Annotated in this window: 11 protein-coding genes; 7 read left to right on the forward strand and 4 right to left on the reverse strand. The window is 68.7% G+C overall.

All coding sequences use genetic code 11. The features are described 5' to 3' along the window. Positions 1–78 precede the first annotated feature (78 nt). Positions 79–897 (reverse strand): response regulator, encoded by an 819-nt coding sequence (locus BYZ73_RS06085; protein WP_112315276.1) that lies wholly within the window; start codon positions 895–897, stop codon positions 79–81. 120 nt (positions 898–1,017) lie between these two features. On the opposite strand from BYZ73_RS06085, the gene BYZ73_RS06090 reads away from it, so the two are divergent. The 4 genes from BYZ73_RS06090 to BYZ73_RS06105 all read left to right on the forward strand — a co-directional run bounded on the left by BYZ73_RS06090 (position 1,018) and on the right by BYZ73_RS06105 (position 3,748). Continuing rightward, positions 1,018–1,164 carry a NepR family anti-sigma factor gene (locus BYZ73_RS06090; protein ID WP_337248276.1) on the forward strand — a complete coding sequence of 49 codons (147 nt, stop codon included), beginning with the start codon at positions 1,018–1,020 and terminating at the stop codon, positions 1,162–1,164. A 47-nt stretch (positions 1,165–1,211) separates the two neighbouring features. Then, the gene (locus BYZ73_RS06095; RefSeq protein WP_245895608.1) at positions 1,212–1,715 is read left to right on the forward strand and encodes an RNA polymerase sigma factor; all 504 of its coding nucleotides are present in this window, start codon (positions 1,212–1,214) and stop codon (positions 1,713–1,715) included. Beyond that, complete coding sequence (locus tag BYZ73_RS06100; protein ID WP_112315277.1) at positions 1,712–3,541, forward strand: sensor histidine kinase; 1,830 nt, start codon at positions 1,712–1,714, stop codon at positions 3,539–3,541. Before BYZ73_RS06095 ends, BYZ73_RS06100 begins: the two co-directional genes overlap by 4 nt. Positions 3,542–3,607: 66 nt before the next feature. Next, positions 3,608–3,748, forward strand: coding sequence for an entericidin A/B family lipoprotein (locus BYZ73_RS06105; protein ID WP_075784054.1), 141 nt, complete (start codon positions 3,608–3,610; stop codon positions 3,746–3,748). Between the two features lie 65 nt (positions 3,749–3,813). Here the strand turns inward: BYZ73_RS06105 and BYZ73_RS06110 are convergent, their stop codons facing one another. Then, positions 3,814–4,431: an exopolysaccharide biosynthesis protein gene (locus BYZ73_RS06110; protein WP_112315278.1), complete on the reverse strand. Its 618-nt coding sequence runs from the start codon at positions 4,429–4,431 to the stop codon at positions 3,814–3,816. An 817-nt stretch (positions 4,432–5,248) separates the two neighbouring features. On the opposite strand from BYZ73_RS06110, the gene BYZ73_RS06115 reads away from it, so the two are divergent. Beyond that, the gene (locus BYZ73_RS06115; protein WP_181497974.1) at positions 5,249–10,030 is read left to right on the forward strand and encodes a PAS domain-containing protein; all 4,782 of its coding nucleotides are present in this window, start codon (positions 5,249–5,251) and stop codon (positions 10,028–10,030) included. Between the two features lie 57 nt (positions 10,031–10,087). On the opposite strand, the gene BYZ73_RS06120 is transcribed toward BYZ73_RS06115, so the two are convergent. Next, on the reverse strand, positions 10,088–11,371 hold the full coding sequence (locus BYZ73_RS06120) for a capsule biosynthesis protein (protein WP_146176245.1): 1,284 nt from the start codon (positions 11,369–11,371) through the stop codon (positions 10,088–10,090). 113 nt (positions 11,372–11,484) lie between these two features. Here BYZ73_RS06120 and BYZ73_RS06125 point away from each other — a divergent pair, with 113 nt between their 5' ends. Together BYZ73_RS06125 and BYZ73_RS06130 are read left to right on the forward strand one after the other, a co-directional pair. Continuing rightward, positions 11,485–12,603: a capsular polysaccharide export protein, LipB/KpsS family gene (locus tag BYZ73_RS06125; RefSeq protein WP_181497975.1), complete on the forward strand. Its 1,119-nt coding sequence runs from the start codon at positions 11,485–11,487 to the stop codon at positions 12,601–12,603. Then, positions 12,600–13,394, forward strand: coding sequence for an SDR family NAD(P)-dependent oxidoreductase (locus BYZ73_RS06130; RefSeq protein ID WP_112315281.1), 795 nt, complete (start codon positions 12,600–12,602; stop codon positions 13,392–13,394). Before BYZ73_RS06125 ends, BYZ73_RS06130 begins: the two co-directional genes overlap by 4 nt. A 7-nt stretch (positions 13,395–13,401) precedes the next feature. On the opposite strand, the gene BYZ73_RS06135 is transcribed toward BYZ73_RS06130, so the two are convergent. Further along, complete coding sequence (locus BYZ73_RS06135) at positions 13,402–14,712, reverse strand: aminotransferase class I/II-fold pyridoxal phosphate-dependent enzyme (protein WP_181497976.1); 1,311 nt, start codon at positions 14,710–14,712, stop codon at positions 13,402–13,404.

Here is a 14,712-nt window from a genome sequence, read left to right on the forward strand (position 1 = left end):
CCCGTCGGCGATCCCGGCGGGGTCGATTGTTTCAGGTCAGTCGCAGCGGATGCACCGGGTGCTCCGCCGCGAGGCAGGTCAGGCGCCGAGCGTTTCGGTGCTCGAGAAGAACATCGCCTGGCTGACGGCCGAGCGCACCTGATCCTCGGTATAGGGTTTCGAGATCAGGAAGGCGGGTTCCGGCCGCTCGCCGGTCAGCAGCCGTTCGGGGAAGGCGGTGATGAACACCACCGGCCGGTCGCCCAGCTCGGCAAGGATGTCGTTCACCGCGTCGATGCCCGAGGATTTGTCGGCCAGCTGGATGTCGGCGAGGATCAGGTCCGGCGGCGTCTGTTTCGCCAGATCGACCGCGCCGCGCCGGGTCCGGCCGATGCCGGTGACCTCGTGGCCCAGACCCTGGACGATGGCCGAGATGTCGATGGCGATGATCGCCTCGTCCTCGATGACCAGCACACGCCCGGCGATGCTGCGGGCCATCTCGTCCCGCGCGATGCCGATCAGGGCGGCGGCTTCGTCGCCCGGAATGCCCATCACGGCGCCCACCTCGTCATTGGTGAAGCCCTCGATGGAATGCAGCAAAAGCGCCTCGCGCGTATTGCGCGTCAGGGACGCCAGCCGGGATTGCGCCCGCGCCTCGATGCCCGAGACCGGTTCGGGTTCGCCGATCCGTCCGCCAGACGACGACCAGATGCCGTAGAACGCCTTGAACAGGGAGACCTTGGGCGGCAGGCCCTGTTCGAAGATCCCGCGATCTGCAAGGATCGCCTCGAGCGTCGCGATCGCATAGGCGTCGCCGCTGGTCTGGCTGCCGGTCAGCGCCCGCGCGTAGCGTCTGAGATAGGGAAGTTCCGCCCCGATCACCCGGGAAAGATCTTCAGAGGGATTTGGATGCGTCATGCGCGACCTCGAAAAAACTGTTGTTCATGGGAACCGAACGTCGCGACGGCGCGTTTGGTTCCGCAGTCTGAGAGTTAGGGCGGGCCGACCGGAATGGCAAAGAAGGACCGTAGGGGTCATATGCAAGAGCAGATCGACGAAAACTTGCGGCGCGTCTATGCGCAAGCCGTCGAGGAACAGGTCCCCGACCGGTTTCTCAAGCTGCTGGAACAGCTGCGCGGCGATGGCGAAGACGTGGCCAAGGCAAATAACGGTGACACTAAGTGAGTGCGGTGTCGGATCCCAGGGAAGAACTGGTGACCCACCTCCCGGCGATGCGGGCCTTCGCGCTCAGCCTGACCCGCAACGCCGCCACGGCCGATGACCTGGTGCAGGACGCCATCGTGAAGGCCTGGGCCAATTTCGACAAGTTCGAGGCCGGCACCAACCTGCGGGCCTGGCTGTTCACCATCCTGCGCAACACCTATTATTCGATGCACCGCAAGCGACGCCGCGAGGTCGAGGACCCGGATGGCGCGCTGGCCGCGCATCTGTCGGAAAAGCCGCATCATGACGGCCGTCTGGCGATGGAGGACTTCAAGGTCGCCTTCGCCAAGCTGCCCGACGAACAGCGCGAGGCGCTGATCCTGGTGGGGGCCGAGGGCTTTTCCTACGAAGAGGCGGCGGCCACCTGCGGCTGCGCCGTCGGCACCATCAAGAGCCGGGTGAACCGGGCGCGGGTGCGACTGGCCGAGCTGATGCATCTGAACGATACCGACGATCTGTCGATGACCGATCCGGTGACCCTGGCGGGTCTGTCGTCCAAGCGGCTCGCATGACCGACACTCTCAAGGCGCGGATCTCCGCGCGTCGCCTGACCAAGAGTCTTGCCCTCTGGCTGATCGGGGCGCTGACGGTGGCCATGCTGCCGCTGGGGCTGATCTCGGTCTCGCAGACCTCGAATGTTCTGCGCGAGACCGAGCGGTTGTCCGGGGTGGCGTTGATGGACCGGACCCAGCGCGCCGCCTCGCGGACCCAGGCGCTGATCCAGGAAGCCTTCGGTGCCGCCCGGACCGTGGCGGCGGCGAATGTGCTTTTCGAGGGCGGGGGCGTTTCCTGCGACTCGGTGCTGGCGCGGCTGGTCAAGGACAGTCCGATCTATCTTTTCGCGGGCTTCGTCGATACCGAGGGCCAGATCACCTGTTCCTCGACCGGCGAGCGGCGGCGGATTCTGGACGAATCCTATTTCCTGAACCTGCTGCGCGATCCGCAGCCGCGCGTCGACACCCGGCTGAGCGTGCCGCTGCGGGGGGCGCGGGTGGTCCGTGTCAGCGTGCCGGTCTACGAGGCCTCCGACCTGCGGGGCTTCGTGGTGATCTCGATCCCCTATGCGGCGGCCTATTATACGCTGGACGATGGCGGCGCCGAGGTCGATCTGCTGGTCTTCGACCGCGAGGGCGAGTTCCTGACCGCCGAAGCGGCCAAGCGGGATGACGGCACTGACGTCGGGCGGCTGGAGGACAGCGCGACGCCCGAGTCCTTCGAAGAGGTTCTGCCGCGCAACCGCACGCTCGATCTGCTTGCGGCCGAGGGGCGGCAGTCGTTCCGCGGCACGAACCGGCTGGGAGAGATCCGCGATTTCGCCGTGGTTCCGGTGATCGACGACCGCGTCTTCGTGATGGGCAGCTGGGCGCCCGGGCGCAACAGCCTGGTGCCGACGGCGGGCCGGACCATGGCCCTGTATTTCCCGATCCTGATGTGGGGGGCGGGCATCGTGGTGGCCTATTTCGCGGTCCACCGGCTGGTGATCCGGCATATCAAGCGGCTGCAAAGCTGGATGCGGCTTTACGCCAGCGGGCACACGGATTTCGCCCATGCCCGGCTCGATCATGCCCCGCATGAACTTGAGGTCGTGGCCGAAGCATTTCGCAGCATGACCCGGCGGCTGGCGGAACAGGACCGCGCGCTGGAAGAGGATCTGGCCGAGAAGACGATCCTGCTGAAGGAGGTCCATCACAGGGTCAAGAACAACCTCCAGCTCATCACCTCGATCATGAACATGCAGATCCGCAACGCCCGCAGCGCCGAGGCGCGGCGGCTGCTGAAACGGGTGCAGGACCGGGTGATGGCGCTGGCCGCGATCCACCGCTATCTCTACATGGCGCGCAAGCTGTCGATGGTCCGCGCCGACCGTCTGCTTGACGACATCATCCGCCAGCTGGTCGTGGTCGGCGATATCGACGGCACCGACAAGAGCGTCAAGATCGCGACCCAGTTCAGCCCGGTCGAGGTCAATCCCGACCAGTCGGTGCCGCTGTCGCTGCTGGCGACCGAGGCCGCGATCAACGCCGTCAAGTATTGCCGGCCGCCACCCTCGGGCGGGCCTGCCTGGATCACCATGGCATTGCAGATGCTGGACGATGGCCGGGTTTGCCTGAGCGTGGTCAATTCCCGCAGCGAGGACCCCGAGCCTGCGGACGAGCCGGGCGTGACGGAAAGTTCGGGCATGGGCCGGCAGCTGATCTCGTCCTTCGCGGCGCAGCTCGATGCCGAGTTCGAGGCTCATTCCGAGCCCGACCGTTACGAGGTGCACCTGACCTTCCGGCCGCTGCCGGCCTCGACCGAGGAGGAAGACGAGCCCGAGTCCGAAGAAGCGGCAGAATAAGCTGATCGCAGGGAACCCTAACGGCATGAGAGGCGTTGGCTTTCCGTAATTGAAACAGGAGGTTCCATGACCCGTATCGTTGTTTTCTGCCTGTCCGCGGCTGCGCTTCTCGGGGTTGCTGCCTGCGAAACCGTCGAGGGCGCAGGCCAGGATATCGAGAAGGCCGGCGGCGCGATTTCGCAAGAGGCGCGCGAGGCTCAGAACTGATTGGCGAAAGGCGGGCTTCGGCCCGCCTTTTCGTTTTCCGCCCGGTCCCGAAACGGATCGGCGTTTCAGCCCAGAACACCCGCGATCACGGCCCCTGCCACGGCGAAGGGCGCAAGGCCGATCAGCGCCAGCAGGCCGTCGCGGGCCAGCATTGCCACCGACAGGGTCACCACAGCCGCCCCCAGCAGCGACGAACTGAACGGTACCAGTTCCAGAAACGGCATCGAGAGCCCCGCCAGCAGGCACAGCGCCTGCAGCATCTTGACCAGAGGCGGCGTCACCAGAAACCGCAGCCGCGGCCGCGCCGCCCATTCCAGCCAGCGCGCCGGGCGGCGCAGCCAGTCGACGGCGTTGCGCGCCCGCTTGGCCCGGATCTCGCGTTGCATCAGCCAGCCGGGCGCCCAGAGATGGCGCTTGCCGATCACCATCTGCCCGGCGACCAGCGCGATCGCGAGGCCGCAAAAGCTGGAAAATCCGGGAATCCCGCTCAGCGGCGAGACCACCGCGAGCGCCGGCACCATCATCAGCGGCAGGAACGACCCGGAGCCCAGCGCCTCGAACAGGTGGCGCACGGTCACGCGGTCGCCCCGCGCAGCCTGCTCGACCGCGTCGAGGATGGTCGAGACCGGTGCCTCGCGCAGCGCGCTGGGCCCGTCATGGGTGTAGTCTTCGGTTCGGGCCATGGGGACCTCTCGGCTTGCGGTTGCGCTTGACGGGTCGCGATTCGTACCGGACCCGGTCACTCAACGCCCGGATGCCGGTTTCGTTCGCTGGACCGGATCGGGCCTTATTGGGGCGGTTCCATGTTCTTTTTTCGTTCTGGCGGCTTCAATCGCCGGTCTTTGAGCGAAAGTCTTGATATTGAACAGAGACCGACATCTGCACGACATCGTTCCGCTTAACGGCACCTTCAGGCGTCAAAGCCAGAGTGGCACGACGGGATTACGTAAGGGAAGGTATCGGAGTCACGCCGTTGGAGAGTGCCATGCCAAACTCCGTCTCGGTGGGCCGATCCCCGCGCTGTGCGGTGCCGGTCCCCCGCGCGCCGACCCGATGCGGTCCGGCTCTTTCCGGTCGCGCCCCTTTGGCAGCACCGGTAGTGGGCGAAACCGAGCGGACCGACGGTCCGACTTGTCCGAAGATCGCCTGGCCCCCTCCTGCCCCATTGCGGGCGCGTCGCTCCACTGCCCCCGACCTCGCCTTGCGCGTCCGGCAGATGGCGCGGGATCCGCACGCTGTCCGTGCGGGGCACGACCTCCGTCGCGGGGACCTGTCCTCCGAAGCGTCGGGCCGGGTCCCCGGGCCGATCGCGCCCCTGGCCGATCCCGAGCGGCCGGGGCTTCGGGGCGCGGTCCCCGGCATCGCCGCCGGGGGGATCGCACCCGCGGCGCAGGCGGGCCGTCCTGACCGGCCCGGCCCGGCCGGGCTGCCCATGGCACCTGCGGCACGCGGATGGCCGCCCCGATGGCCGGTCGCATGAGCAAGGAGCGCGATCCCCGCATGACCCTGCGCCGCGCCGGGAGCTCCGTGGGCCCGGCGGCGCTCCGTGCCCGGCTGGCCGATCTTGTGGCCGCGCTGGCCGTACCCGCCTGGGCCACCGGCGCCGATGGTCAGGTCCTTGCGGCGAATGCCGCCGCTGCGGCGCTGCTCGAACGTCCGGCGGCGGACTGGGCCGGGCTTGGCGACGATGCGCTGCTGCCCGAACGCTGCGCCCGGCGCCTGCAAGGCGCGCGCGCCACGCTTTTGCGCGAGGGGCGCGCCCGGGTCCGCTATCGGGGCGGGTTCCTGACCGGGACCGGACGGTTCCGGCTGCTCGACTGTTCGCTGACCCGGCTTTCGGGGATCGCCAGCGCCGTGCTGGTGCAGGCCGAACCGGTCGGGCTCTGCGGCGCCGGGGCTGATCCGCGTGCCAGAGAAGACGACGACGCGGGGATCGAGTCCGGCGTCGAGGTTGCCGCCTGGCTGCCGCCGGGCATGTCGCGCCACCATGAGGTGCTGCAGCGCGCGGCCGAGGCGGCGGGCTTCGCGCAATGGTATCTCGATCCCGCCCGGCGCCGGATCTGGGTCGCCGACGGGGTTCCGGCGCTTTTGGGATTTGCCCCGGGCGAGGTCGCCCTCGACTCGTCCTGGCTGCGGGCGCGGCTGCATCCCGAAGACCGCCCGGCGATGCGCGCGGTGGCGGCGCAGCTGATCCGGGGCGGCGTCGAAAGCGTGCGGATCGACTGCCGCCTGCGTCATCGCGACGGCAGGTATCTCTGGGTCGAGGCGACCACCCGCCGGATCGTTGCCACGCCGGGCCGCCGGACCATTCTGTGCGGCAGCCTGTCGGACGTGACCCATTTCAAGGACCACGAGGCCCGGCTTCAGCAGGCTCTCTTCGAGGCGCGCCGCGCCCGAACCGAGGCCGCGAAGACCGAAGGTCTGATGCGGATCGCCACCGAGGGTGCGGGGTTCGGGCACTGGACCTTTGACCCGGCCACCGGGACCTACTGGCTCAGCGATGCCTGTTTCCGGTCGCTGGGGTATCGGGCGGGCAGCATCGATACCAGCCGGATCGGGTTCCGCGAGGTGATCCATCCCGACGATGCGGGGGCCGCGCACGCCGCGCTCGAGGCGCTCCTGGCGGGGGAATGCGAGCTTCTGCACATCGATTCCCGGATGCGCACCGCCGATGGCAGCTGGCGCTGGCACGAAACGACCGCCCGGCTGGTGCCGCTGGCCGAGGTCGGCCTGCCGCCGCTGGTCTGCGGCATCAGCCGCGACATCACCGCCCGCAAGACCCACGAACAGGACCTGGCCCGCGCGCTTGAGGCCGCGCGCCGGGCCCGCGACGAGGCCGAGGCGGCGCGCGGCAAGCTTCACCTTCAGGCCACGATCCTCAGGGTCTCCACCGAATACAGCAATGTCGTGCCCTGGCATGCGATCCCCGCGCTGGGCCTGGTGCGGGCGGATGCGCATCTGGCGGCGATGCTGGGGTACCCGCCCGGGCACCGGATCGGGTCGGCCGAATTCCGGGACATGATCCATCCCGACGACGCGCCCGAGGCGCTGGGCCTCGTCGACGCGCTTTACCGCCGCGAGACCGAGGCGTTCTCGGCCGAATTCCGGGTGCGCCGCGGCGATGACGGCTGGTGCTGGGTCGCGTCCAAGGCGCGCTGGCTGGACGGTGCGGGGTCCGGCCTGCCCGACATGGTCTGCGGCACCCTGACCGAGATCACGGCGATCAAGGCCAACGAGGCGCGGCTGGCCGAGGCGCTTGCCGCGGCCGAAACCGCCCGGAAAGAGGCCCGCGCCAGCGAACAGATGCTGCGCACCGCCGCGATCTGCGGCGACATGGGCGCCTGGTCGATCTGCGCCGAGCGCGGCGAGGCCTGGATGACGGAAGAGGGATTCCGGCAACTGGGCTACGAGCCCGGCGATTTCGTGCCTGACGATGCGGGCTGGCGCGGCCTCATCCATCCCGACGACCTGCCGGCGGCCGCCATCGCGATGGACGCGGTGATCGAGGGCCGGGCCGAGGTCTACGACTTCGACCACCGCATTCGACACAAGGACGGGTCCTATCACTGGTACCGCACCGTGGCGCGGCTCATCGACCGCCGCGCCGAGGGGCTGCCGCCGCTGATGGCGGGCGCCCATACCTGCATCGACCGCCAGAAGCAGAACGAGGCGCGGCTGTCCGAGGCGCTGGCCGAGGCCGAGGCCGCACGGGCCGAATCGCAGACCCGCGAAGAGATGTTGCGCACCTCGGCGCTGTGCAGCGGCATCGCCCATTGGGTCGTCTGCCCCGACACCGGCGAAGGCTGGATACCGGAAGGCACCTACGGGCTTCTGGGCTACGCGCCCGACGCCTTCCCGCCCGAGAACCGCTGCTGGCGCGGTCTGATCCATCCCGAGGACAGCGACTCGGCCATCGAGGAGATGCGCGATCTGCTCGAGTTCCGGGCGGACGGCTATACCCACGAACACCGGTTGCGGCATGCCGATGGCAGCTATCACTGGTATCGCACTGTCGCGCGCCGGGTCGACCGCAGCGCGACCGACCAGCCCGACCTGATCGCCGGGGCGCTTGTCAGCATCGACCACGTCAAGGAGAACGAACGCCGCCTCGCCGAGGCCGCCGAGGCCGCGCATCTGGCGGGCGAACGGCTGAACACCCTTGCCGACAACGCGCCGGGCGCGCTTTTCATCTTTCGCGTGACGCCCGCCGGGCAGTTCGACCTGCCCTATTTCAGCGCCAAGCTGCCCGCGCTGATGGGCCTGACCCGGGCCGAGATCGAGGCCGATTCAGAGGCGCTTCTCAGACGGGTCGATCCCGATCATATCCAGGATCTGCGCCTGGCGATCTCGAAGTCGCGGCGCGGGCTGACCCCGTTCGAGATGCGGCTGCGGGTCAGGATGCCCGAGGGCGAGTTCCGGTGGGTCCTGGTCTCGTCGCTGCCGTTCCGTCGCGAGGGCGGGATCGTTGTCTGGTTTGGCAACGTCTTCGACATCACCGAAAAACTGGCCGTCGAACGGCGCGCCGCCGAGGCCGCGGAAGAGGTGCGCCGGGCCCATGAACGGCTGCGCTCGGTGGCCCTGATTGCGCCGGTCGGACTATACGAATTTCGCCGCAAGCCCGATGGCAGCACAGATTTTCCTTATACCAGCCCGCAGTTCGAAGAGATCATGGGCCTGACCCGGGCAGAGATCGACATGCTGGACGGCAACGTCATGAAACGGGTCGATCCGGAGGATCTGCAGCGGGTGGCCGACAGCACCGATGCGAGCGCCCGCGATCTCAGCCTCTGGAGCCAGCGGTTCCGCATCCGTCACCCCGCGCGCGGGCAGGTCTGGCTGTCGGGTGCTGCAGCCCCGCGCCGCCAGGATGACGGCACCATCGTCTGGGCGGGGGCGTTGCATGACGTCACCGCCGATGTGCGGCGCGAGGCGGAGTTGCGCCAGGCGCATCAACTGGCCGAGACGATGCGGGCCGAGAACGAGCATCAGGCGCTGCATGACGGGCTGACCGGGTTGCCCAACCGCCGCTACTACGACCAGATCCTCGCCGAGCGGATCGAGGCGGCGCGAACCGGCGACGGGCCGCACGACGCGGTGTTGATCCGGGTCGATCTGGACCACTTCAAATATGTCAATGACACGCTGGGCCACGAGGCGGGCGACCGGGTGCTGATCCGGGTCGCCGAGGTGCTGCGCGGGGCCCTGCGCGCCGCCGATTTCGCGGCACGCATCGGCGGCGACGAATTCTCGATCCTGCTCGGGCCGGGCATGAGCGCCGAAAACGCCCGCGAGGTGGTCGAACGGGTGCAGGTCGCGCTGGCCCGCCCGTTGACCTATGAGGGACGGCTTTGCCGGTTCGGCGCCAGCTTCGGCATCGCCCATACCGAAGACATCGACGCGATGGGGGCCGAGCTGCAGCTGTTCGCCGATGCCGCACTTTACCGCGCCAAGGAGGGCGGGCGGAACCGGATGGAGTTCTTCACCTCCGATCTGCACCGGAACATCCTCAACGACCGCGAGATCGGCGCCGAATTGCACGAGGCGCTGGAGCGCGACGAATTCGTGCCCTTCTTCCAGCCGCAGGTCTCGGCCGAGGACGGGCATCTGGTGGGGGCCGAGACCTTGTTGCGCTGGCGCCATCCCGAAAAGGGCTTGCTGGCGCCCGATGCCTTCATGCATGTGGCCGAACAGCTGCGGATCGTGGCCGAGATCGACCGGATCATGATGCAGAAGGCGCGCGGCGCGCTGGAACGCTGGCGGGCGCAGGGGCTGGTGCTGCCCAAGATCAGCTTCAATGTCAGTTCGGGTCGGATGCACGACCCGGATGTGGTGTCGCTGGCGCGCTCGATGGTCGGCAGCGGCACCAAGGTGACCTTCGAGCTTTTGGAATCGATCCTTGTCGAGGAGGAAAGCGACGCCTTCCGCTTCCACCTCGCCCAGATCCGCGACGCCGGGATCGACATCGAGATCGACGATTTCGGGTCGGGTCATGCCTCGATCATCGGATTGATGGAGATCGCGCCGCAGGCGCTTAAGGTGGACCGGCGGATCGTGCGTCCGGTGGCCACCGACATGCGTGCGCGCAATCTGGTGCGCGCCATCATCGAAATCGCCGAGACGCTGGGCATCGCTACCGTGGTCGAAGGCGTCGAAACGGCCGAACAGGCCACGGTCCTGCGCGGCATCGGCTGCAACATCTTCCAAGGATATCTTTTCGCCAAGCCTCTGTCCGAGGACGATTTTCTTGCCTACGCTCTGGCGCATCCGGAGAAGCGGGCCTGACGATCGGCCAGGTCCGCACGCGCCCGGGCCGTTGTCTCTGGCGTGCGGCGCGGCCCGCTAGACCGCGAGGCGGCGGCGCATCTCGGCGATGGCGGCGGCACGGCCTTCAAGGTTGTAGAACGAGCCCTTGACCTGAATCGTAGACAGCGCCCGCTGGAAGCTTCGGAAATAGTCGGTGTCGACCGGGTCGGGCGCGGTCCAGAACCGGTCGAGCCCGCGGCGATGGGTCAGGCCCGGCAGGTCATACACCGCACGGCCCATGGCGCAGACCGGCACACCCATCCGCAGCGCATGGATGCCGACCGTCGAATTGACCAGCACCACCCCGCGCGAGCCGCCGATCAGCGCCCCCAGATCGCCGCCGCGGATCACGTGCACCCGCTCGGCGATGCCGTGCCGCCGGGCCAGCCGCGGAATGCGCGAGAACCAGCGCCCAAGCTCGCTGTCCAGCGGATGCAGCTTGACCACCAGATGCCGGTCCGCGGGCGCGGTCGCGGCGAAGGATTGCAGCGTCTCGTCGAGAAACGAGATCAGGTCGGGATAATCCGACGAGGCGCGGATCTGGTAGTCGACCTCCAGCTGCATCGCGACCAGGTTGAACGGCGTGCCCTCGGCGACAAGCCGTTCGGTCAGGGCCACGGCCGCGCGTTCGCGGTGGCGGCCGCGCACCAGCCCGGGCAGCCAGCTGAGATATTCGATCACCGGCCAGTGCGGCCGGTCGGACACATGCAGTGGGTAGAACGGCCGCCCGAAGCTTTGCAGCAGCGCAAAGCTGACCTCGTTGAAGGCCTCGACCCCGAAGCCGAAGGGATAGAGGTTGCGCATGTCGGGCGCCTCAACGCCCTCGGCCAGCGCCTCGATCTCGCTGCGGGTCTTCGGAAAGGTCGAGAGCGCGCCCATCCCCTCGGGCTCCAGTGTCAGCCAGTCAGGGCGCAGATAGCCGAACTCGATCGCCCAGCAGCGGCGGCGCAGCCTGCGGCCTTCTTCCAGCGCGATGGCGTGATAGGGCAGCCGGTCGGCGTAATAAAGGATGTCGGTCACGCCCTCGCGTTCGATCAGTCGAAAGACGAAGCGGCGCCAGCGGTTCAGCCCGCCCTGAAACTCGATGGCCGGGCGACGGCCCCAGAAGATCCGGTCGGCGAGGCAGAAATTGACCTTGACCACCCGGTGGCCGTCCGCTTCGAGCCCGGCGGCCAGATCGCGCCAGAATCCGGACGGGTGGCCCTGCAGCATCAGGAACACGCGCCCCTTGCAAGCCTCGGGATCGAGTGCCACAACCTGCGCGTGCTTTTGCGGCCGAAGGCCTCTGGGTGCGACGAACTGGCTTTGGAACTCCGTCAATGTCTCTGTCCCGTTTTCCGCTGGCTGGCCGGAGGATCGTTTTCCTGCAGGGACCCTCGTCGCCGTTCTTTCGTCAGGTTGCAATGGCCTGCGCCCGACTGGGGGCAGAGGTCTTGCGGGTTGGTCTTGCCCCGGGCGACCGCCTGTACTGGGGGGCGGGCTGCGGTCGTTACATCGCCTATCGCGGGCCGACAGAGCGCTTCGGCGAGGCCCTTGCCGACCTCATCCGGCGCGAAGATCCGACGGATCTCGTGATGCTTGGCGACGGACGTAAATATCACGTTAACGCTGTTTCGGCGGCAAAGGTTGCCGGCGGAATCACGCCATGGGTCATCGAGCAGGGCTATCTGCGCCCCGGCCTGATCTCGGTCGAGCCCTGGGGCACCGGCGGCCGCTCGGCGATCCCGGCCCGGTTCGCGGCGACCGAGGGCTCGCGGCCAGACCTGCCCATGCCCGACCCCGCGCCGGGGTCCTTCCTGCGCTATGCCGGTTTCGACGTGGCCTATCATCTGGTCAATGTCTTGCTCGGGCCGATCTTCTACCCGCGCTACCGGCACTATGCGCTGGACAGCCCCTGGGCCGAATGGCGCGGCTGGATCCTCAAGGCCCTGCGGGCGCGGGCGCGCGCCCGGCAGACCGACGCGGCGCTGGCGCGGATCGCGGCCCATGCCGGGCCGGTCTTCCTGGTGCCCTTGCAGCTCGATACCGATTTCCAGATCCGCGACCATGGCACCGGCCGCCCGCAGGAGCAGGATCTGGCGGCGATCATGGCCTCTTTCGCGGCCCATGCGCCCTCCGATGCGCTGCTGGCGATCAAGGAACACCCGCTCGACAACGGGCTCAGGCGCTGGGACCGGCGCGCGGAGCGGCTGGCCCGGGCCGCCGGAATCGGCGACCGCGTCGCGGTCTTTACCGGCGGGCGGGCCGAGGCGCTTTACCCCGCGCTTGCGGGCATCGTGACGATCAACAGCACGGTCGGGCTGTCCGCGCTGCTGGAGGGTGTGCCGGTCAAGGTGCTGGGCCGCGCCGTCTACGACCTGTCGGGACTGACCGCGCGTGTCGGGCTTGACGCTTTCTGGACCGCGCCCGAGCGGCCCGATCCGGCCGAGGCCGACCGGTTTCGCCGGTTTCTGCGCCATGATTACCATGTGCCGGGTGCCTTCGACGGGCCCGACGCGCGGCGGGGCGCCGAGGCGCTGGCCCGCTTCATCGCCGGGGAGAGACCGCAATGACCGATCCGATCCGATCCGTGGTGCTGACCGGAGCAAGCGGCGGGCTTGGCCGGGCGCTGGCTGCCGAACTGGCCGCGCCGGGGTGCCACATGCTGCTGATGGGGCGCGACCCTGCGCGGCTGGCCGCCGCTGCCGAGGCCGCCCGTGCGCGCGGCGCCGAGGTTCAGACCGCGGAGGTGGCCCTGACCGAGACCGCCGCGCTGACCGGCTGCCTGCAGGTGTTCGACGCGGCCCATCCCGTCGATCTGCTGATCGCCAATGCAGGGGTGAAGACCGGCAATCGCGACGGGATCGAGCCGGGTGCCCAGGCCGAACGGGTGATTGCCGTCAACCTGACCGCAACGATCCACGCGGTGCAGGCGCTGCTGCCCGCCATGTGCGCGCGGCGCCGGGGCCGCATCGCCATCGTGGGCTCGCTGGCCGCGATCGCGCCGCATGGCGATCTTCTGTCCTACAGCGCCACCAAGGCGGGGTTGCAGGCCTATGCCACCGCGCTGCGGCGCAGCCTCAAGGGCAGCGGGGTCCGGGTCACGGCCGTCATTCCGGGCTTCATGGACACGCCGATGACCGACCGCCAGAAGGGCCCCGCGCCGATGCTGATGTCGCCGGGTCGCGCCGCGCGGATCGTCGCGCGCGGGCTTGAACGCGGCCGGACCATCATCGCCTTTCCGCTGCCGCTGATTATTGGCGCCTGGCTTGGCGAACGGCTGCCCGCGCCACTCGCTGACCGGATCATGGCCCATTACCGGGCCGAGATCCTGCCCGATCCCGACGAGGCGGCGGGCGGCTAGGACGGGCTCAGAAGCTGGCACCGCCGACCTCCCGGATGCGGGCCGCGGCCGAGGCCACGGCGGCGTCGATGGCGGCTTCGGAATGGTCCGCGTTGATGAAGAAGCGCAGCCGCGCTTTCTGGTTCGGCACGGCGGGCGCGATGATCGGAAAGGCCTGAACCCCGTCCTCGAAGACCTTGTTCGAGGCCAGCGTCGCCTTGAGACTGTCCCCCACGATCAGCGGCACAACGGCGTAACCCTGGCCAAGCCCGCAATCGAGCCCGGCCGCCTTTGCGCGGTCCAGAAACCGGACCGAACGCGCCAGGAGCCGGGCCACCCGTTCGGGCTCGGCCTCGAGGATCTCCAGCGCGGTCAGCGCCGCGGCGGTATTCGGCACCGACAGGCCCACCGAATAGACAAAGCCCGGCGCGGTATGGCGCAGGATCTCGATGACGGCTTCCGACCCGGCAAGGAACCCGCCGCAGGAACAGAAGGTCTTCGACAGCGTCCCCATCAGCAGATCGACCCGCCCGGGCGCGATCCCGGCCTCTTCGCAGATTCCGCGCCCCGTGGCGCCCAGAACGCCCACCGAATGCGCCTCGTCGACCATCAGCCAGGCCTCGAACCGCTCTTTTATGCGCACCAAAGCGGCCAGATCGGGGATGTCGCCATCCATCGAGTAAAGCCCCTCGACCACGATCAGCACGCGGTCGTAACGCTCGCGGTTGCGCGACAGCCAGTCTTCCAGCCAGGCGCAGTCGTTATGGGGCACCGAGACATGATCGGCGCCCGAGGCGCGCAGCCCCTCGAAGACCGAGTTATGGGCAAAGCTGTCGACCAGAACCACGTCGCCCGGGCCGGTCAGGGTGCGGATCGCGGCCAGGTTGGTGGCATGGCCCGAGACGGTGGCCAGCGCCGCCTCGGTTCCCAGAAACCGGGCCAGCCCGGTTTCCAGCTTCCGGTGCAGGCTGAGATCGCCGCCGACCAGCCGCGAGGCCCGGGCCGAGACCCCGAATTCGGCCACCGCCGTGCCGACCGCCGCCGCCAGACGCGGATCGCCGTTGATCGAGAGGTAGTCGTAGCCCGAGAAATTCTCGATCCAGCGGTCGCCGATCCGCACCCGGGTGCCCTCGACCGCCCCGGTTTCGCGGAAGAACGGGTTCGCAAGATCCAGCGCGGCGGCCGCACTGCGCGCCACCGCCACCTGACGATAGCCCGGATGGGTGGTGAAATCGGCCCGGCCCGGCCCGGCCTTGGCCGGTCCCGGCGGGACAACCCCGCGTGGCGTTCCCGCATGAAGGGCGCGCAGGCGGTCCAGCGTGTCGCGTGTCCCTGTCAT

This window comes from Rhodovulum viride (assembly GCF_003265965.1).
Lineage (GTDB): Bacteria > Pseudomonadota > Alphaproteobacteria > Rhodobacterales > Rhodobacteraceae > Rhodovulum > Rhodovulum kholense.

Coding starts and splice junctions, on each gene's coding strand:
- BYZ73_RS06085 (WP_112315276.1), bottom strand. CDS start 897: ATGACGCATCCAAATCCCTCTGAAGATCTTTCCCGGGTGATCGGGGCG.
- BYZ73_RS06090 (WP_337248276.1), top strand. CDS start 1,018: ATGCAAGAGCAGATCGACGAAAACTTGCGGCGCGTCTATGCGCAAGCC.
- BYZ73_RS06095 (WP_245895608.1), top strand. CDS start 1,212: ATGCGGGCCTTCGCGCTCAGCCTGACCCGCAACGCCGCCACGGCCGAT.
- BYZ73_RS06100 (WP_112315277.1), top strand. CDS start 1,712: ATGACCGACACTCTCAAGGCGCGGATCTCCGCGCGTCGCCTGACCAAG.
- BYZ73_RS06105 (WP_075784054.1), top strand. CDS start 3,608: ATGACCCGTATCGTTGTTTTCTGCCTGTCCGCGGCTGCGCTTCTCGGG.
- BYZ73_RS06110 (WP_112315278.1), bottom strand. CDS start 4,431: ATGGCCCGAACCGAAGACTACACCCATGACGGGCCCAGCGCGCTGCGC.
- BYZ73_RS06115 (WP_181497974.1), top strand. CDS start 5,249: ATGACCCTGCGCCGCGCCGGGAGCTCCGTGGGCCCGGCGGCGCTCCGT.
- BYZ73_RS06130 (WP_112315281.1), top strand. CDS start 12,600: ATGACCGATCCGATCCGATCCGTGGTGCTGACCGGAGCAAGCGGCGGG.
- BYZ73_RS06135 (WP_181497976.1), bottom strand. CDS start 14,712: ATGACAGGGACACGCGACACGCTGGACCGCCTGCGCGCCCTTCATGCG.